Origin of the sequence: Enterococcus sp. AZ128 (genome assembly GCF_051714485.1) — a bacterium.
Lineage (GTDB): Bacteria > Bacillota > Bacilli > Lactobacillales > Enterococcaceae > Enterococcus_A.
This window is the reverse complement of record NZ_JBIORZ010000001.1, coordinates 781,307-799,234: the sequence shown is the minus strand read 5'-3', so window position 1 is coordinate 799,234 and position 17,928 is coordinate 781,307. Positions and strand designations below refer to the sequence as shown.

Here is a 17,928-nt window from a genome sequence, read left to right as displayed (position 1 = left end):
AAAATCAAGCAGTTTCACGGCTGCTTGATTTTTTTCGTTACTATCCCATTGCTAATAATTTACTGACTGTATTTGCCGTGCGAATCGTCACATGATTATTGACCGAAGAACTGGCGATTTTAGACCAGCGAGTTTTATTGAAGGTTTTACGAGGCGCTGACCAGAAAATCACTTCGTCATGATAAGCGATTTTTTCATATTCTGGTTTTATTTCACCGACAGCCGCAAAAACTTCTGATACTGTAATGGGAGCGATCATAAAAATAGCGTAGTGGACCGTTTCCTTCTCCTGATTCCACCAATCAGGCGCATGCTTGACCGTCTCAGCCAAATCGTCAACACCTGCAACGGTTACTGGAATCTTCAAATCAAATTTAGCAGTAATCACAGCTTCGCATTTTTGAATCAATTCTGACTTATCTGCACTTTCGCTAGAAAAAATCACATTGCCGCTGTTGATATAAGTCACGACATCGGTAAAACCAATTTCTTCAAATGCCGCTTTCAATAATGGCATAGCCACTTTATTTTTACCGCTGATATTGATCCCTCGCAAAAAAGCGATATATTTTTTCAATTTCTCACCTCACGCAGCAGCCAATAATTTTTTTAACACATTCTTGTTCAGCATATGAACCGTTAAAAATTTTCCTTGATAATAGACTGCCCAATTATTGAATATTCCTGACATTTTTTTGGCTTTTTCGAGGCTGTCCACCGGAACTAGACGTAATGATATTTTTTCTTCGTCGCAATATTCCTGAACCTCTTTTAGACCATTTGGAATGAACGGGCATTGACGACCGTAGAAAATCGTCAATTCTTGATTATCGATCGTTTGCTTTCTAGCCGTTTCCGAAAAGACCGGTACAGTTCCGTCAAAAGATAAGGCCATAAGTTCAAATCCGTCAGCGATTTGATCAACGACTTTAAATCCATTTTTTTCAACAAATTTTTTATCTGTCAAAAAGGGCGTTTTCTTTTTCGAACTAATGACACATACACCAGATTTATTTTGGCGCTTAGCATCCTCAATGCAATAATTCAACAGATTTTTTCCGTGGCCCTGTCCTTTAAAACTGCCAGATACCCATAAACAGTAAATATACAAATAGTTCTCGCCGATTACAGGTACCCAGGCCGTTTCCAATGGGGCATATTCGATAAAGACTTTTCCCTTTGCATTCAGTTTACGAAAGACATGTCCTTCAGACAATCGGTCCTTGATCCATGCTCTTTTTGTATCGACACCTGCCTGGTGTTTCATACCTGAAATCGCGCAACAAAGATGTTCATCAGCAATATTTTCTTCTGTTAAATTTACATACTCTACCATCAAATCCCTCCTCCATTTTTATTATCTCCAGTATAGCATTACGTGTACTTTTCTCTCTTTCAATATTTTTATATTTTTTTATCCATACAAGAAAAAAGATACGGCAGTGAGCATAAGAAAGGCTTCGCGAACTCGTTTAGGTTATTGCCAGTATGTTAGTTCTGCTTAATGTAGTTTAGCAGTAACTGCATGCGTAGCTTGTGTAGAAAAACAGGTTCGTGAAGCCGGCCATGGATATCACTGCTGCTAAGCGATTTATTTATATGAAATTTTTATATTTTCCTTACTGTCAAAAAAAAAGCAGAAGCGAAAACTTCTGCTTTAAACCTTTTACAAATAGAATGTATCCCCGGATTGGTTTCCTAATCCCGGGTGGGTATCAAACCTTACTACACCAACAACTGCTTTATCACCCACTGCTTCAACAATCTTTGCTGTTCCAAGATGACCGAAGCCTCCGCATAGTTCGATTGCCTGGACTCCCTCTTCAACTAATTGTTTTGAAATTACCACCGCTTCTGCATAATCTACTACGCCAACTGTAATCAGTTCAACCGAGGGCGTAGTGACTACTGAACGATCCTTTTGACCATCTGCACCTTCTGCTACAAAAATAAACGCTGCTTTTAACATATGAAACCTCCTTTTTATTGTTAGTCTCTAGGTTAGCAGACTACTCGATTTTAAAGAGTGATCACAAATTTCTTCGTATATTTTTCGTCATCTAGTAAGTCAATTTTATATCCATGTTTTTCAATAATCGTCTTGATAATCGCTAAACCCAGACCGCTGCCTTGGAAATTGCGCTCCGATTCGTTTTCACTGACAAATGGTTGAAAAAGTTTTTCTCGATCCTTCAACGGGATCGCCGTACCATTATCGGCAAAACTAATTTCTGCCTGACTGTTTCGCTGGATCATTGAAATGATCAATTTACTCTCTGGGGGATTGTGCTTGCATGCGTTAATCAACAAATTATTGAATACCCTTCGCATCTCGATTTTATCAATATTTTTGATGACTGGTTCTTCGGGCAAGTCTAAAAACAACTCAATCTCCTGCTGCTCGATCAAATCGTAATTATCTGCTACAGCCTCTTTCAACAAATAATTCACTGCACATTCCTGTCGGTTTAAATCGTATTCCGCTGAGTTCAGTTTTGTGTATTGAAACATCAAATCTAGCAATTCATTAGCCGCCAGCGATTTTTGATAAATAATCGAGGAGACCTCTCCTCGTTCTTCTGGTTCAACGATATCTTCACTCAGTGCCTTGGAGAAGCCTGTGATGCTGGTTAACGGAGTTTTCAGATCGTGAGCGATATTCGCAAATAACGTATTCTGCTGCTTTGCGATTTTTTGACTCTGCTGCGCGATTTTCTTATCTAAATTCCGATAAAAGGAATAGGAAAAGCCAAAGATCGCTACCAATTGAAAGAGCGCACTCATAATCATGAAAATCACTTGATACTCTGGCTCAAAAACCAGTGTTTCCAAGGAAGCAAAGAATTCTTCAATTAATCCGCCCACAATTGAAAGTCCAAAGAAATAGAGGATAAAGGAGCGTAAAATTGCATTTCTAAGCTGTTTCATGTATGACCTCCATACGATAGCCTAAGCCGCGAATCGTTTTAATTCGTTCATTGCCGATTTTTTCTCTCAGCTTGCTCATCATGACCCGTACGTTGTTATCACCTGCCAACGGATCTTGCCAGCCATGTTCGTAAATCTGCTCTTTAGTAAATACCCGTCCCGGCTGCTCCATCAGCAGCTTCAAGACACGAAACTCGACAGCTGTTAAATTGATCAGCCTTTCGTCAACATAAGCTGTACAGGCTTGAGTGTCTAAAAACAAATTACCGACATTCAATCGATCAGAGGTTCGTTCATTGGCGACACCTAATGAATAATACCTCCGTAGTAAAGCATTCACTCTGGCAATCGCTTCGTGAGGATCAAAAGGCTTCGTCAAATAGTCGTCCGCACCGATCTCTAAACCAAAAATCCGATCAGATGCCTCAACTCGAGCTGAAATTACCATAATCGGCAGATTACTGGTCTTTCTAACCGTACGAATCAGTTCAAAACCATCGACTTCCGGCATCATGATATCAACGATCAGCAGATCGATTTTCTTTTCGGCCAAAATCGCTAATGCTGCACGACCATCGGCAGCCTCATAATGGTTGATATTTTCACTTTTCAAGTACATCTTTAATAGTTTGATGATTTCCTTTTCATCGTCCACATGTAAAATATTGTATACCATCAACCATCCCTGCTTCCTGCCTGTATCATCACTATTAATTTTACCATAGTGAGGATGCAGGCTTTAAATCTATTTTTAGATTTCGACAGCTAAAATCTGCTCATTGATCTTTTCCATGCGAGATTCGAGATTTTGACCAGTATAATTCCCTAAATACAACTCTTCCGTAATTTGCCCATCTTCCATAAAGAAAACCTGCTCACTTTGTGCGGCCACTTTGGCATCGTGAGTAACGATAACCACAGTTGTTCCTTCTTCATTTATTTTCAACAAGATATTCATGATTTCTTGGGCGGCTTTAGAGTTCAACGCACCAGTTGGTTCATCGCCGAAAATAATCTCAGGCTGACTCATCAATGCACGACAGATACCGGCTCTTTGCAGCTGGCCTCCAGATACCTGTGTAATTTTACGATCTCTCAATTCTGGTATGCCCACTTTTTTCATCAAGCTCTCTGCCCGCTTTTCTTGCTGAGCAATTTGTTTCTTGCCTTTCAAACTCGGCAGAATAATATTGTCAATTAATGAAAGATTTTTCAAAAGGGTCGGTTGCTGAAAAACAAATCCCATTTGCTCTCTGCGAATATCCGCTAATTGCTTTTCAGACATTTGTTCTATTTGCTGATTATTAAAACTTATTTCCCCAGAATCTACCTGATCCATTCCACTGATTGCATAAAGCAATGTAGACTTGCCTGAACCAGAAGGACCCATAATTGCGACGAATTGTCCTTTTTCCACCTGAATAGTCACTTGATTTAAAACGGTAACCTGCTCTTCTCCCACACCAAAACGTTTAATAATATTTGATCCATTTATCATTGTCTCCATCTGTTTTCCCATCCTTTTCTAGTCTTTAAGATTTTCGGCTATTTTAATTTTTCCTGCTTGGGCTGTTACGATTCTAGTTGTCAAATAAGTAACGATCAGCATTAAAAGCGGACAGCCTAGGTAAATCAATAAACTTCCTGTTAACTGCACGCTGACTCCTCCTAAAGCCGCTGATACTAATCCCGACATTGTCTTCCCTAAAGTCATGGCCAACAAAGTACCAATCCCTAATCCAATCACTAAAACGGTTAAACTTCTTGAAAGATACTGATTTCTAATTTCCTGATTGGTGAGACCAACCGCTTTTAATGTAGCAATCTCTTTTTTATCCTTCACTAAGAGCAGTTTCATGAATAAAGACGTGATTAAGCTGGTAATCACTAGCGCGACTACTATCGCACCGATTGAAATGATCCGTATCGACTGTATCGTCGAACCAAACGTTTGATCGCGAAATTTTTCTGCATTGTTCATCTTGGCAAACGGCAGCTCTTTCTTGTATTGCTTCATTTTTTCGGCTGCTTTGCTAGAGTCTTTTAATTTGATTGAAATATCTGTCCAAATGAGCGGAGCGGTTGTATCTTTAAAAATTGCTTTAGCCGTTTTTCCGCCATTGAAAAGATTGGCATAAATCCCGCAAACAATAAATTTCTCCTCGTGCCCCTCACAAATCATAACGATCGAATCACCAATTTTTTTATTGTATTCTTCTGCATTGATGGTCGATAAAGCCATCTCATTGATTTTACGTGGTGCTTGTCCTTCCAAATAATCTACGGGAAATTTTTGATGGTTTCCTAATTCAACGGACAGCACACTGTCAGCAGCTCCCGTTTCCTTAACATCAAAATTTTTGGTCGATATTTTACTAAACAGTTCAACATCTGGATCATTCGCTAAATAGTCTTCGATCTTAGCCTGATTCTCGACACTGTTGGTGGATTGGTAAAGGCTGGCTGCTATGTCAATCTTACGGCTAAAACCAATACTGTCTACGAATTCTTCAGAGGAAGATGTATGATGGACCAGTGCAGGAACGATCATAATAAAGGTTGATATCATAAAAACAAGCAACATAGTTAGATAAATCTTTTTCCGATTCATAATATCAATGATCCCGATCCGAGTGTCGACTGAGAAAAACGCCAAGCGGCGAAGATTAAAGCGGGTCCTAGTATTAACCTTCTCATTGGCTCCGCTGAAACGAATCGCCTCGACTGCTGAGATCTTTTTGAAACGATTTAGTAGGCGGTATACATAAATGATCATTAAAAGCATTACTACAAACACGCCTGCAACAGCTAAAAGCCAACTGAGTCCTTCATTATTGCTTTCACCCATAAAAAGTTTGATATTCTTTAATAATAGATAGCTCAGAGGAATTGACATCAAATAACCAACCAAACTGCCAATGACCGAAATAGCCGCATACTTTGCCAGATAAATTTTCTTGATCTCTTTTAGCTGCAAGCCAATTGCTTTCATCACACCAATCTCTTTATAGTCCTCCTCAATTTTTGCCAGCAATGTAAAACGAATACACATAAATGTCATCAAGACTACTAGTAAGCTGATTAATAAAAGAATACCGATCATGATTCCATCAGACATCGCGTTTCCCAGCTTAAACAGACGATGAGTCCCACTTGGTCCATTGACCTCTAGACCAGCTTTTTTATAAGCGGCTTCAAATTGATTCAGCTTACTTGGATCTTTCAAACGAAACTCAATGATATATTCTAGCTTTCCCTTAGAAAAAAGTTCGTCGTAGTCTTTTTGATGCAGCAAGAGGCGTTTTGAGCCTGCCATCTGCGAGTTCATTGTGCCATCCCGTAAAAAACCCGTGATTCTGAATGATTTGCCCGCGATTTTTGCCTTGTCGCCAATCTTTGCAAATCCTTGTTTCTTGAAGGCAACTGGAACATACAGCTCTCCACGCTTCGGTTGAATCGGCTGATTTTCCATATCCAAGAAATAATCCAGGTTTTTATTCTGAACCGCTAAGCCATTATCTTCCACACTATCCGCGAAGCTGTGATCTCCAAGCTGAATATCTGATCCATTAAGATTCAAAAACTCCGACACCTCGTAGGACGCCACATTTCCATTGGTTTTTACAAATTTTGCTAAACGATCTTGATCTACACCACCTGTATGCATTTGCATGTAATGCGGCGATTGCGCTTTTTCCATCAGAGTATCAATAGAGCCCGCCAAATTGACACTCAAAATTGTCGCCAGTGCCACTAACAACGCGGCTACAGTAATGAACAACGTGGTGATTAGCGTGATCACCTTACTGTCTCTTACATCATTTTTTATAATTTTTCGATACATAATCCTTCACTCCTACCCCTTCTTCATTCGTTCTATCTTCACTATAAAGAAGGAGTCTTTCCCTAATGTACACAGAATATTAACCTAGTATTAAAGTTTTGTTTTCTTTAAAAAAACGTCAAACACTTCGTCGACTTAATAATCATTAACTTTTTTTGAGTTTCTCTTTTCAAATGACAAGTTTTTTTGATAATTACTTAATAAACCAAAAATTGATTTTTTTAATTTTTTAGCCATAAATTGGGTTCGACCTCTTCTCGCTTGTTTGATAGCATATTAATTGAAACAAGTTCTAAAAAAGTAAAGGAGCAACTATATGGATAAAATTGATTTAACCATTCTTACTATTCTGAAAAAAAACAGCAGAGAATCTATCAGCGCTATCAGTGAAAAAATCGGGTTGAGCGCGCCAGCAGTGATTGAGCGTTTGCGGAAGTTGAAAAGCAGCGGAGTGATCCAGCAATATACGATCAAATTGGATCGAACAAGCTGCGGTCTCCCTATCCTCGCATTTATTTCAGTAAAAATAGATCGAAGTGGAAATACCAGCAACTTTAAAAACACAATCTCAAACTATCACTGTGTGCTGGAATGTCATAAAGTAACTGGTGAATACGATTATTTATTGAAAGTCGCAGCAGCGGATATTCCTGATTTAGAACAATTTCTATCAAAAAAATTAAAGCAAGTTCGCGGGGTTGGTGAGACACAAACGATGATCACCTTGGAAAATTTGAAGGAAGAAGTCAATGGATGACCATATGAGCATTTTCCCGATACTTTAAAAATGAAAAGGATTTCTTGAACATTCTTTCCATTCTTAAAGTCAGCGCCACCTCCGACTTTATTTATTAAGCTTTTTACCACTTTAAAAAAAGTCACATCAAAAAAGCGAACCGTCAAAAAGGACACTGCTTGTGTCACTTTGCCGGTTCGCTATTTCTTAAAATCAAAGGCAATCAAACGATCGATTATTCTTACAAGCTCATCTGGTGATTCCTTTTGCCCTCGATCAATCCAATCCTGTAATACTCCAAATAAGGCATTACTTAAAAATAGAAGTACATAATGCTCTTCAGTCTCATTTTCGATTTTTAAATCCAATTGAGGAAAAACATTTATTCGAGCATTTTCCTGCATCATTTGTTTAATATAATTTTGAACTTCAATCGACCCATTTTCTGAAATAAATGCCGCAATCAAGTCTCCCTCATTTTGCAGATAGGTCAACATACTCGAAAATAATGCCGTCTTACCATTGCCGACATTTTCTTGTGCGAAATAATTGGCGTGATCTCGAAACTCCTTCAAGCTCACTTCCACCAAATCATACTTATCTACATAATGCAGATAGAAGCCGCTCCTGCTGATTTCTGCTTCTTCGCAGATATTCGTCACAGTAATTTGTTCAAATTTTTTTGTTTTCAGCAATTTCGTCATAGCAGATAGGATACTTTTACGTGTCCGAGAATAGCGCAGATCCTTTTCCTTCAATTTTTGCCGGTCCCCCTTCGATATAGTGAGCATTATTTAGTGGTCTTTCTTGCATCACGCTTTATAGTTCATATCGTACAAAATAATAGACAGTATGTCTATTATTTAAGTCAACAGAGTCCTTATTATATAAAAAAATGTCTAATCACCGAATGATGACTAGACATTTCTTTATTTGATCGAACCAATCAACAATATTCCTATTGCAATAAGCGCCGCACCTAAACTGATCATTCGCCATTCCTTTTTTGTTTTCTGAACCTTCAAAAGAACCAATCCCGCATAAATCGAGATTAATACTGCTAACTGTGAAAAGGTGAAACTTTTAGCGACTCCGATCATTGGTATAGTAAGAAATAGACTAATATTTGCTATACTCCAAGCGATTCCGGTCCCAAAGTTTTTTCTCACTTGTTTCCAGCATGTCTCGTCACGTTTAGCAAAAGATAATACTATCGATAAAAACCACATTCCGATTGCTTGTGGAAATAGAACCTCTGCTCCACTGGCTTGAAACGCTTGCGGCAAAGTCACATATATTGTTAAAGCTAATGAAGACAGCAGCAAACAACTAAGCGCTTTGCTTTTATTAGTCTTTAACAGCGATGCGTCATCTTTTTTTTCTAAATAGGAGGTGAAAATAATGCCGACAATAATTAGTAGAATTCCTCCTGTTCCTACACCTGCCATTTTCATATTTGACCATTCTCCAAAAAATAAAGCCGCAATGAAGGTTGTTCCGATTAATTGAGTCCCATTGGAAATCGGCATAGCCTCAGATACTGGTAATAATTGAAATGAATAGAATTGCAGATATTGGCCGATCGACCAAAAACACCCAGAAAAAAGTGCTGCTAGAAAACTGGCACTAGTATACGGTGGCCGAACGATGATCGTGAATAGCGTTCCAATCAGAAGGGCTACTGTCGTTGTTCCTAAAAGCTGATTGATTGGTTTTGCCTTTGTCAGTTTTGCGATGATCGGCATAAAGCCCCATCCTAATGCGGGTAATAGATATAAAATAATCATTGATTTCTCCTAAAAAGCTAAAATAATCACTTAAGAAAAGACTGGGCATGTCTACCCAGTCCCTTCCTACCTAAAATTTGAATAGTTCGTCTTGCAAAGTTACTGCTTGATTTTCTTTCATCAGCTTGCCCTTGGTCATTTCTGGGAAAACCACGATGATGGTGTCGTCCTTTTGGGCATTCTCTAATTGCTGTAAGTCCATAAAGGCAAGTAATGTTCCTGTTTTTACGTTCTGCCCTTCTGCTACTTTGATTGAAAAAGGAACTCCTTTTAGTTCCACAGTATCCAACCCCATATGGATCAATAATTTCTCCCCAGTCTTACTTTCAATTGTTATAGCATGCAGTGTTGGGAAAATGCTCTCAACAATTCCCTCTATCGGTGCATAGACCTTACCATCATGTTGGCTTATCGCATACCCATCGCCCATCATCTTCGAGGAAAAAACGTCATCTTTTACTGCCTCTAAAGGAAGAACGTGACCATTCGCAACAGACTTCAGAACTTTCTTTGTTTTAAAAAAGAGCATTTTCTCATCACCTCTAGACTAATTTCGGCCAGAACTCTTTATTGGCCTCAATCATTTCATCTAATACTTTTTTTGCTACTTGAGCATTCGGAACCGTTTGATTTAATGTAAAAGCCTGCAACGCTTTTTGATACGACCCTTCAAAATAAGCATCCACTAATAATTTTTCAGCTGCCACTTGTGCCTCCATCAATCCTTTATGGAAATCGCAGATCGGCTCTCTTAGTGCTATCGGCTCAACTCCAGTAGCTCCAACATAGGCTGGCACTTCTACAACAGCGTCTGATCGCAAATTAGGTATAGCCCCCTGATTAGGAACGATCAGCATAAAGCGCCGACGTTCATCATTCAATAACGATGTTGCCATATCAACAATGTATTGTCCATGTTCACCAAAGTTGAAATTCAGAACGTCTTCTGTCGCTCCAGCGCGAATTTTCTCAGCCATTTCTTTGGTATTCTTTTCTCTGCCTTCCATCACCATATTGGCCCGAGTGTAGTTTTTATCTGAATGTTCAACGACCATATCCGGATACAAGTAATACTCTAAATAGTTATTCGGAATATTTTGCGGGAAGTTTTTTGTGATTACAGACATCATACTGAAGGCTTCCTGCCACGTCTTATCCCCTGCATTAAAATCAGCTACCTGCATTTCCTGAGTGGTTAGTTTTTCAATGATCTCTGGCATAATATCTTTTTTCAATTCTTTATCATAAATTGAAGTGTACCAGCCGAAATGATTCAACCCATAATAAGTCGGAATCCAATTTTTCCGATCATAACCATAATTGACGGCAATCGTTTCTTCAATAGAAATCGTCATATCACAAGCATTGATCATTTTCGCTTTTGGATATTGTCTGCGAACAGCTTCTGAAACAATTGATTCTGGATTTGTATAATTTAAAATCCATGCATCAGGTGCATACTGTTGTACGTAGCCAACAATTTCCAACAGTCCGCTCATTGATCGCATTCCATAGGCAAAGCCGCCCAATCCGCAAGTTTCCTGACCAACTAATCCGTGACTTAACGGAATTTTCTCGTCTTTCTCACGCATCTTCATTCCACCAACTCGAATTTGCGAGAAGATAAAATCACATCCTGTAAAGGCCGTTTCCGGATCTTCTGTTGAAGAAATGACAACATCCTTAAAACCTTCCTTTTTTAACATATACTGAATGATCAAAAACATATCAGCATTTCTTTTAGCATCAATATCGTATAAGCGAATTTCTGAAAGCGGCAAACGATCCGCATTGTTTAAAACCGCTTGAATAATTCCTGGTGTATACGTACTGCCTCCGCCGGCAATCGTGATAATTTGTTTGTTTGTCATGATTTACGTCCTTCCTATTGCTCCAATAATTTATTAAATTCTGCCATTACATAAGTTACTTCCAGCCCAATAATGACTTGGTAATTTTTTTCTGTCGGCTTGATCACACCGCTGACACCTAGTTGCTTGATGCGCTGCTCGTCAACAATCGCTGGATTTTCAACTTCAACTCTCAAACGAGTGTTACAACTAAAGGCATCGGAAATATTCTCTGATCCGCCAAAAGCCTGCAGCATTTTTTTCGCCATATACTCATAGTTTTTACTTGCCAAACCTAATTCTTTTTCTTCTTCTTCGACTGCTTCTGCTCCGTATTCCGTTGCTACTTCTCTTCCTAAAGTTTGAATATTACGCTTCTTGATCAGATAGTAGAAGGTAAAATAGTACAGTGCAAAGAAAACAATTCCAATTGGAATAATCAAGATGGCATTAGTCGCTATTCTAAAATTGATCAAATAATCAACGATACAGGCGCCAAAAGTGAAGCCGATCCGAATATTCAGTAAATAGCAAACAATCCCCGCTAAGCCCGCAAAAGCCGCGTGCACAACATAGAGCATTGGTGAAAGAAACATGAAGCTGAATTCTACTGGTTCGGTAATATTTGAGATGAAGGATGTGGCTGCGCCGCTCCCCATAATCCCTTTGACCATAGCTTTGTTTTCTTTGAACGCTGCACGATAGATCGCTAAACAGATTGCTGGTACACCAAACATCATGACCACAAAGAAACCTGACAAAAATAACCCTGCCTGTGGATCACCATTAATAAAACGAGTCATTTCTCCTCGGAATACTTCTCCATTCGGTGCCGTATAACTTCCTAAGTCGTAGTAAACATACGTATTCAGTACATGATGAAGGCCAAATGGAATCAATAGTCGATTCAAGAACATGAAAATGCCGACTCCTAATGCGCCCATATTCACTAATAATCTAGCAAAGCTATCAATTCCAGCTTGGGCAAACGGCCATAATATTCCAAAAACAACCGAAGTAATTGTTTGCAAAATCATCACCATCGTCAATGGAAATTTCTCGCCGGCAAAATATGAGAACACCATAGGCAGCTTCTGTTCTTTAAAACGATTATACGTCCAAGCTGCGATCAAACCAGAAATAATCCCACCGAATATCCCCATATTGACGGCTGGATTCATAATTTCTAAACCCTTTTTCAACGTAGCAATCGCTAGGAAACCAGTAAGCGCCGGAATGCCCTTATCCTTCGTTTTCGCAAAACCGATCGTTACACCAATCGCAAACAGAATATCCAAATTTCCAAATACTGCATTTCCAGCTGCTCCGATCACCGGAATATTCAGCATGTCATCTGCTGAGAGACGCATGATCAACCCAGCCAATGGCATTGCAGCTACAGGCAGCAGCATCGCTCTGCCCAATTTTTGTATATTTGCTTTAAAAGTTGACATTTTTACTCCTCCTTAAGTTATATATCTTTATAGGTCGCTAACTCAATCAAACTATCCCTTTTAACCTGCTGTGCAAAATCTGAATGGATCAAAAATTCCACTTGATTAATTCTTGGATAGACAAAACTCGATCCATTCAGCAATTCTTGATCAAGATAAGCTGTGTGACACATAATCTCGATCGTTTTCTTGTCTCGTAAAACGGATATCAAGCGTTCTAAATACTCATGAATGGAACAATCAATTTGCCGTTTTTCGACAATCGTTTCTCCAACATCATCGAAATAAGGTTCAAAATAATCCGTATGTCGGACTTCTGCTTTTCTCTCAAAATTTCCGCGAACTGGCAAATCATATTTTTTCGCCAGTGCAACAACTACTTCCTGATTCATTCCAAAAGTATGTGTATGATGATGGCTGTCCAAGTGTGTGGGAATAACTCCAGCGCGATAAACTTTTTGAATTTGTGCGTTCCATTCCTGATAAAGCTGATCCCCATCCACTTCAAAAGGTTGCTTATAATATGATAAGTGCTTAAATCGGTCTTCCTCCATCAAACTATCCACATTTTTCAAGAGCGGTTTGCCGCAAGTCAATGTCAAATGAACCCCTACACCTAAATCTGGAAGCTCATTTTTTAGTTTTACAGCGTGTTCAAATCCCGGCATATTCGCCATTAGAGTAGTTGATGTCAAGATTCCTCGTTGATAGGCATCCACGATACCGTAGTTCACTCCATAGCTGTAGCCGAAATCATCTGAATTGAAGATTACTTTTCCCATTTTTTCCTTCCTTTCTTTTTTATACTAAAAATAGGCACAACCCAATGAGCACAGATTTTTCTTCTGTGTATCAAAAGGTTGCGCCTACCTGATAGTTACGCCCTGCTTATTGAATTCTTGCCAAGTGAATCGCCAGATAAATGACCTCGTTCTCTTGAACGTCCAATTGAAATTTTTTTTCGATCATATTTTTGATCGCCACTGCCGTTTGATACGGTTTGCTTTCTTTAAAGGTACTTGTAAAAAAGCCAATATTCTCAGTCGGAGATTCCTCCTGATAGATCAAACGCTTCACTAAAAATTTGATGTGGATCATCATCCGATGGTAAGTCAATGAATCTTTATCAAACCGATAACCAAAGGTATTTTCTAAGTCTTCTAAAATCGTTTTGGTCATCTCTAAAATTTTTAAACTGTTCAAACTGTTTCGTTCCCCCAGCTCCGCATTGATGATATGCATTGTGATGAAGCCGACTTCATTTGCCCCCAGCTCTGTATCATAACGGTGATTGATCAAAGCAACAACTTCATTAGCTGTTTCATACTCATCCGGATACAACAGCTTCATTTCCGGCAGCATAATAGCCGTCACCTGACTATCTTCCTTTTGCCGCTGGATCGCAAAATAAATGTGATCGGTCAATGCGATATAAATATTTGAATCTAACGGTGACGCAATTCTCTTTGAAATAACCTGAATAATTTCTTCTGAAAATTCTATAAACTCTATTGGTATTTTTGCCGCCATCTCACTAAACATTTTTGTTTTTTCTTTGGAATCTAAAGTAAAAAATTTATCTGCAAGAGCTGGATCAAACGTTTGATTAACGACGGCGGAGAACCCAATTCCTTTGCCCATCGCAATTTTTTCTACTCCCTCATCATCAATTAGTACTACATTATGATTGATCTTTTTAACAACCTTCATCGTTGCACCGAGCCTCTCTATAAAATACTCTAAATCCAATGGATTATAATATTTAAAACAACAAAAAACGACCTAAGGAAAGTGTTTTCCCAGGTCGTGCCTAATTTAATAGTTACACCCTATTTGTTTACACGCTCAATATAGCAAAATAAAAAAGCGCTGTCAACAATGATTTTTATATTTGTCAAATGATCCTTTTACAAACAGAACAAACGATCCTTCTAGAAAACAAAAAAAGGCTCATGGTAGACTTTCACCATGAGCATGAGATTCTGTGGTTCTCAGTCATCCGTTTCAGTTTCTAGTACCTTACCAGATTTAGCATCGATCTTAACTTCGGTCTCCTTATGACCATCCTCGACTTTGATCTCCCAATAAGTAGTGCCCATGTCCTTGTCTAAACTCCAGTCAGTCGCTTTACCGCTTCCAACCTGTTTTGTAGCAATATCAGCGACCTTTTCGACACTCAAAAGATTTTCCAGATCCAGCTTGTCTTCTTTTCTTTTGACGCCGTCTTGCTCTTCTGTATCTAAGGCTTCTTCGCGTTCTTTAGAGACTTCTTTCGTATCAGCATCTACCTGTATTTCGTATTCTTTACTGTCATCAACGCCTTCGATTTTATACAAATAATTTCCAAAAGATGTTTCTAAATCAATCGAAGTAATATCGCTATCTGGATATGCTTCTTGATATGCCTTGATCGCATCAGCTACACTAACCTTGAAATCAGTCGTCGCCTCACTGCTTGTTTGGCTCTGGCTTGTTTTTTGTGTAGTAGAACTTGAATTGGCTGAGTCATCTGAATCTGTACCACATCCTGCTAATCCTCCTAATAATACTCCAGACAAAGCTAAAACAATTATTTTCTTCACAATTACTCTCCCCTTTTTTATTTATCTTAGAACCATTCACAAAGTAAATCCATCTGACGGCCTGTTATAACTACTTTATCATCCTATTTATTTTATGCAATATAAACCCCTCAGGATTTAATGAAGAGTCTTCGGAAATAAAAAAAACGAGCATTCGCGATTATTCGACGATTCGTCGATTGCTGTTCTCTCTTTTCGTGGATAAACTTAGTTAAAAAATAGATGGAGGAAATTATGCATCCAGCAATCAGAGTCAGAAATTTAACAAAAAACTATAGAGATAAATCGGTCGTCAGCGCACTTACTTTTGAAATAGAGCAAGGCAGTATCTTAGGACTGCTTGGTCCAAACGGCGCCGGAAAAACGACGACTTTAAAAATGTTGACAAATTTGATCAATAAAACCGACGGCGATATTCTAATTGACGGTCTTTCTTTAACAGAACAGCCAAAACAGGCCCTTCAAATGGTGGGAGCATCTCTAGATACTCCCGCCTTCTACAATGATTTTACCGCAATAGAAAATTTGCGCTATATCGCTGATTTGCATGGTAGTATTAGCAATCAGAAAATCGATCAGTTAATAGAACTAGTCGGACTTTCATCAGAAACAACTAAAAAGGTCAGATATTATTCGCTGGGAATGAAGCAGCGCCTCGCTTTAGCCAGAGCTCTGATTCATGATCCGAAGATTGTCATTCTCGATGAACCCGCAAATGGATTAGACCCTCAAGGAATGCGAAAACTTTATCAACTGATCCGGTCAATGGCTGCTGAAAAGCAGGTGACTTTCATCATTTCCTCTCATCAGCTTTCTGATATGGAACAGTTGTGTACTGATGTGCTGATTCTAAATAAAGGGAAAGCCCTCATACACGGAAAAACTAAAGAACTGATCCACTCGAATAATGAATTGATTACTCTAACTCTTGATGATGCAGAAAAAGCGGCAACCTGTCTCCAATCTTCTATGCAAATTGACATCATCGAACAGGATAAGTTGGATTTTACAATAAGAATTAATGATCTTTCTTTTAATGTCTTTTTGAAACGATTGGTAGCCAGCGGTCTTATCGTTCATCGATTAAGTATTAGAGAAAAACGTTTGGAAGACCTTTTTGTTGAATTGACTGAGGGGTGGGATTGAGATGGATATCATAACTCGTATGGAGATTAAACGATTACTTCAACAAAAGATAGTCTATTTTTTTCTTGGATTATTTATTTTTGCAGTCATTGCTTATTCCGGTTTGCTAACTTCTCTCGCACTGCGAAATCTAGTGAATGCAGATGAAAAAGTTTTAGGAGGGCTTTACTTTCCTGAGTTTATGCTACGGTTCTACTCAACGAATATCGGTGCCTTATTCATGGCGATGGTCACAGCACTTTTTATCTGTGAAGATCGTCAGACAGGTCTGTTAATCCAACCGTTACTTCATGGGCGAACTAAAAAGGAGGTCCTTTCAGCAAAAATGAAGATGCTCTGCTTTTTTTCGACAACGATGATCATCGCTATTACGATTATCGTTTATGGCATTTCGTTTTTGTGCTGGGGTACACAGATCTTTAGCACCCCCGTTTTCTATCAAACCATGAGCAAATATGCTTTAGTCGCACTTTCTTTTATACCGTTGGAGCTGTTTTTGATTTTGCTAGCCTTTCACGCTAGACATACGATTATGGTACTTGGCGAAACATTTTTACTTTTGATATTTTTCGTCTTTCTCAATCAGAGTTTTCCAAAATCCGCCAGCTTATTCCCACTCTATTATCCTTATCAATGGATTATCAATCAGGATTTTCAAGCATTGACTTGGCCAGACATTTTTCCAGGGTTACTGAACTTTTTCTTTTATTCCAGCTTGTTTTATTTCTTAATTCTCACTCGTTCCAACAAAATAAACTTTGATAGATAGGAGCTGCAAATGACACGTTTATTATATTTCCAATTAACAACAGCCGTTCGCCAAAAGGCCTTTTTACTTTATCTGCTTGCCTACACGATTATCATTTTTTCCGAAGGTGTCTCTTTTCAGCAAAATCCCCAGAGTGATTTTGCTCAAGCTTACACTGGCGGAAAGTTCATAATTTATTCGTTACAGCTGCAATCCGCCTTGATTGGCCCTCTGTTCTTTCTTTTACTAGCCGCCTTTTCTATCAATCTGGAAAGAAGCACAGGGACATTTCATTTGCCCTTGATAAACAAGCATTCCAAGAAACAACTTCTCCATAGTAAACTACTTTATTTAGTGATTCTAATGATTGGCAGTGTGGTCTTCTTGGCTTTATTTGCTTTTTTAATAAGCGGTTTGCTGAATGGGTTCGGTTCGGTCCTTAAAGGAGTAACAGAATCACTTTTCTGTATCCTCTTAACGCTTATTCCATTGATAACTACCTGCATCGGCATGGTCCTTCTATGTCTCTATACAAAAAATGTTGCAATCACGATGTGTGTCGGTTTATTGATTCTTTTAATCGATAATTTATTGAACCAGTTTATGGCGGATTTTGTTTCGAATTTTTCTTTTCTATTTTATAACTATGCCTTTTCGCTCTATAATGGGAGGCAGCTTTTAGCTAAAGATATTCCCTTCGGCATCGGATTAAGCCTGATTTTTGCTGCTCTTTTTTACTATCTATCCCTAAGAAAAATTGAAAAAATGGAATTTTAACAAAAAATCATGCTTAAGTTGGACGAAAAAAGGATTCTCTTTCGTTAAACTGTAGAAAAGCCTTGTGGAGAAGTGT

At 38.6% G+C, this 17,928-nt stretch carries 19 protein-coding genes; 4 read left to right on the top strand and 15 right to left on the bottom strand.

Annotated features, from left to right (window positions below; all coding sequences use genetic code 11):
• Positions 1-40: 40 nt before the first annotated feature.
• The 7 genes from IGI38_RS03845 to IGI38_RS03815 form a co-directional block, all read right to left on the bottom strand.
• A complete protein-coding gene (locus IGI38_RS03845; RefSeq protein WP_438726929.1) occupies positions 41-577 on the bottom strand; it encodes a DUF1697 domain-containing protein in 537 nt (178 codons plus the stop codon).
• Between the two features lie 9 nt (positions 578-586).
• Positions 587-1,336 (bottom strand): GNAT family N-acetyltransferase, encoded by a 750-nt coding sequence (locus IGI38_RS03840; protein ID WP_438726927.1) that lies wholly within the window; start codon positions 1,334-1,336, stop codon positions 587-589.
• 330 nt (positions 1,337-1,666) lie between these two features.
• Positions 1,667-1,969, bottom strand: a complete 303-nt coding sequence (locus tag IGI38_RS03835; RefSeq protein ID WP_438726924.1) for a DUF6506 family protein — start codon at positions 1,967-1,969, stop codon at positions 1,667-1,669.
• Positions 1,970-2,019: 50 nt separating this feature from the next.
• Positions 2,020-2,928: a sensor histidine kinase gene (locus IGI38_RS03830; protein WP_438726922.1), complete on the bottom strand. Its 909-nt coding sequence runs from the start codon at positions 2,926-2,928 to the stop codon at positions 2,020-2,022.
• Positions 2,915-3,604, bottom strand: a complete 690-nt coding sequence (locus IGI38_RS03825; RefSeq protein WP_438726919.1) for a response regulator transcription factor — start codon at positions 3,602-3,604, stop codon at positions 2,915-2,917. The genes IGI38_RS03830 and IGI38_RS03825 overlap by 14 nt, the downstream gene beginning before the upstream one ends.
• 75 nt (positions 3,605-3,679) lie before the next feature.
• Positions 3,680-4,435 (bottom strand): ABC transporter ATP-binding protein, encoded by a 756-nt coding sequence (locus IGI38_RS03820; RefSeq protein ID WP_438726917.1) that lies wholly within the window; start codon positions 4,433-4,435, stop codon positions 3,680-3,682.
• An 18-nt stretch (positions 4,436-4,453) separates the two neighbouring features.
• Complete coding sequence (locus IGI38_RS03815; protein WP_438726914.1) at positions 4,454-6,772, bottom strand: ABC transporter permease; 2,319 nt, start codon at positions 6,770-6,772, stop codon at positions 4,454-4,456.
• A 316-nt stretch (positions 6,773-7,088) separates the two neighbouring features.
• Here IGI38_RS03815 and IGI38_RS03810 point away from each other — a divergent pair, with 316 nt between their 5' ends.
• A complete protein-coding gene (locus IGI38_RS03810; RefSeq protein ID WP_438726912.1) occupies positions 7,089-7,529 on the top strand; it encodes an Lrp/AsnC family transcriptional regulator in 441 nt (146 codons plus the stop codon).
• Between the two features lie 179 nt (positions 7,530-7,708).
• On the opposite strand, the gene IGI38_RS03805 is transcribed toward IGI38_RS03810, so the two are convergent.
• The 8 genes from IGI38_RS03805 to IGI38_RS03770 form a co-directional block, all read right to left on the bottom strand.
• Positions 7,709-8,266: a TetR/AcrR family transcriptional regulator C-terminal domain-containing protein gene (locus tag IGI38_RS03805; RefSeq protein WP_438726909.1), complete on the bottom strand. Its 558-nt coding sequence runs from the start codon at positions 8,264-8,266 to the stop codon at positions 7,709-7,711.
• Between the two features lie 171 nt (positions 8,267-8,437).
• Positions 8,438-9,295: a GRP family sugar transporter gene (locus IGI38_RS03800; RefSeq protein ID WP_438726906.1), complete on the bottom strand. Its 858-nt coding sequence runs from the start codon at positions 9,293-9,295 to the stop codon at positions 8,438-8,440.
• A gap of 70 nt (positions 9,296-9,365) precedes the next feature.
• Positions 9,366-9,824, bottom strand: coding sequence for a PTS sugar transporter subunit IIA (locus IGI38_RS03795; protein WP_438726904.1), 459 nt, complete (start codon positions 9,822-9,824; stop codon positions 9,366-9,368).
• A gap of 13 nt (positions 9,825-9,837) precedes the next feature.
• The gene (locus IGI38_RS03790) at positions 9,838-11,166 is read right to left on the bottom strand and encodes a maltose-6'-phosphate glucosidase (protein ID WP_438726901.1); all 1,329 of its coding nucleotides are present in this window, start codon (positions 11,164-11,166) and stop codon (positions 9,838-9,840) included.
• Between the two features lie 14 nt (positions 11,167-11,180).
• The gene (locus IGI38_RS03785; RefSeq protein WP_438726899.1) at positions 11,181-12,599 is read right to left on the bottom strand and encodes a PTS transporter subunit EIIC; all 1,419 of its coding nucleotides are present in this window, start codon (positions 12,597-12,599) and stop codon (positions 11,181-11,183) included.
• 17 nt (positions 12,600-12,616) lie between these two features.
• Entirely contained in the window at positions 12,617-13,381 is a 765-nt protein-coding gene (locus tag IGI38_RS03780) for a carbohydrate deacetylase (RefSeq protein WP_438726896.1), read from the bottom strand.
• Positions 13,382-13,487: 106 nt separating this feature from the next.
• A complete protein-coding gene (locus IGI38_RS03775) occupies positions 13,488-14,309 on the bottom strand; it encodes a PRD domain-containing protein (RefSeq protein ID WP_438726894.1) in 822 nt (273 codons plus the stop codon).
• Positions 14,310-14,590: 281 nt separating this feature from the next.
• Positions 14,591-15,181 (bottom strand): PepSY domain-containing protein, encoded by a 591-nt coding sequence (locus tag IGI38_RS03770; protein ID WP_438726891.1) that lies wholly within the window; start codon positions 15,179-15,181, stop codon positions 14,591-14,593.
• Positions 15,182-15,415: 234 nt separating this feature from the next.
• Between IGI38_RS03770 and IGI38_RS03765 the strand changes: the two genes are divergently transcribed.
• Genes IGI38_RS03765 through IGI38_RS03755 form a run of 3 tightly spaced genes read left to right on the top strand, consistent with a single transcriptional unit; the run spans position 15,416 to position 17,852 of the window.
• Positions 15,416-16,327: an ABC transporter ATP-binding protein gene (locus tag IGI38_RS03765; RefSeq protein ID WP_438726888.1), complete on the top strand. Its 912-nt coding sequence runs from the start codon at positions 15,416-15,418 to the stop codon at positions 16,325-16,327.
• 1 nt (position 16,328) lies between these two features.
• Complete coding sequence (locus IGI38_RS03760) at positions 16,329-17,096, top strand: hypothetical protein (protein ID WP_438726885.1); 768 nt, start codon at positions 16,329-16,331, stop codon at positions 17,094-17,096.
• Positions 17,097-17,105: 9 nt separating this feature from the next.
• Positions 17,106-17,852, top strand: a complete 747-nt coding sequence (locus IGI38_RS03755) for an ABC transporter permease (RefSeq protein ID WP_438726882.1) — start codon at positions 17,106-17,108, stop codon at positions 17,850-17,852.
• Positions 17,853-17,928: the final 76 nt, after the last annotated feature.

Excerpts from the sequence above, each read along its gene's own strand:
- IGI38_RS03840 (WP_438726927.1), bottom strand. The coding sequence starts at position 1,336 with ATGGTAGAGTATGTAAATTTAACAGAAGAAAATATTGCTGATGAACAT.
- IGI38_RS03835 (WP_438726924.1), bottom strand. The coding sequence starts at position 1,969 with ATGTTAAAAGCAGCGTTTATTTTTGTAGCAGAAGGTGCAGATGGTCAA.
- IGI38_RS03830 (WP_438726922.1), bottom strand. The coding sequence starts at position 2,928 with ATGAAACAGCTTAGAAATGCAATTTTACGCTCCTTTATCCTCTATTTC.
- IGI38_RS03825 (WP_438726919.1), bottom strand. The coding sequence starts at position 3,604 with ATGGTATACAATATTTTACATGTGGACGATGAAAAGGAAATCATCAAA.
- IGI38_RS03820 (WP_438726917.1), bottom strand. The coding sequence starts at position 4,435 with ATGGAGACAATGATAAATGGATCAAATATTATTAAACGTTTTGGTGTG.
- IGI38_RS03815 (WP_438726914.1), bottom strand. The coding sequence starts at position 6,772 with ATGTATCGAAAAATTATAAAAAATGATGTAAGAGACAGTAAGGTGATC.
- IGI38_RS03810 (WP_438726912.1), top strand. The coding sequence starts at position 7,089 with ATGGATAAAATTGATTTAACCATTCTTACTATTCTGAAAAAAAACAGC.
- IGI38_RS03800 (WP_438726906.1), bottom strand. The coding sequence starts at position 9,295 with ATGATTATTTTATATCTATTACCCGCATTAGGATGGGGCTTTATGCCG.
- IGI38_RS03795 (WP_438726904.1), bottom strand. The coding sequence starts at position 9,824 with ATGCTCTTTTTTAAAACAAAGAAAGTTCTGAAGTCTGTTGCGAATGGT.
- IGI38_RS03790 (WP_438726901.1), bottom strand. The coding sequence starts at position 11,166 with ATGACAAACAAACAAATTATCACGATTGCCGGCGGAGGCAGTACGTAT.
- IGI38_RS03785 (WP_438726899.1), bottom strand. The coding sequence starts at position 12,599 with ATGTCAACTTTTAAAGCAAATATACAAAAATTGGGCAGAGCGATGCTG.
- IGI38_RS03780 (WP_438726896.1), bottom strand. The coding sequence starts at position 13,381 with ATGGGAAAAGTAATCTTCAATTCAGATGATTTCGGCTACAGCTATGGA.
- IGI38_RS03775 (WP_438726894.1), bottom strand. The coding sequence starts at position 14,309 with ATGAAGGTTGTTAAAAAGATCAATCATAATGTAGTACTAATTGATGAT.
- IGI38_RS03765 (WP_438726888.1), top strand. The coding sequence starts at position 15,416 with ATGCATCCAGCAATCAGAGTCAGAAATTTAACAAAAAACTATAGAGAT.
- IGI38_RS03760 (WP_438726885.1), top strand. The coding sequence starts at position 16,329 with ATGGATATCATAACTCGTATGGAGATTAAACGATTACTTCAACAAAAG.
- IGI38_RS03755 (WP_438726882.1), top strand. The coding sequence starts at position 17,106 with ATGACACGTTTATTATATTTCCAATTAACAACAGCCGTTCGCCAAAAG.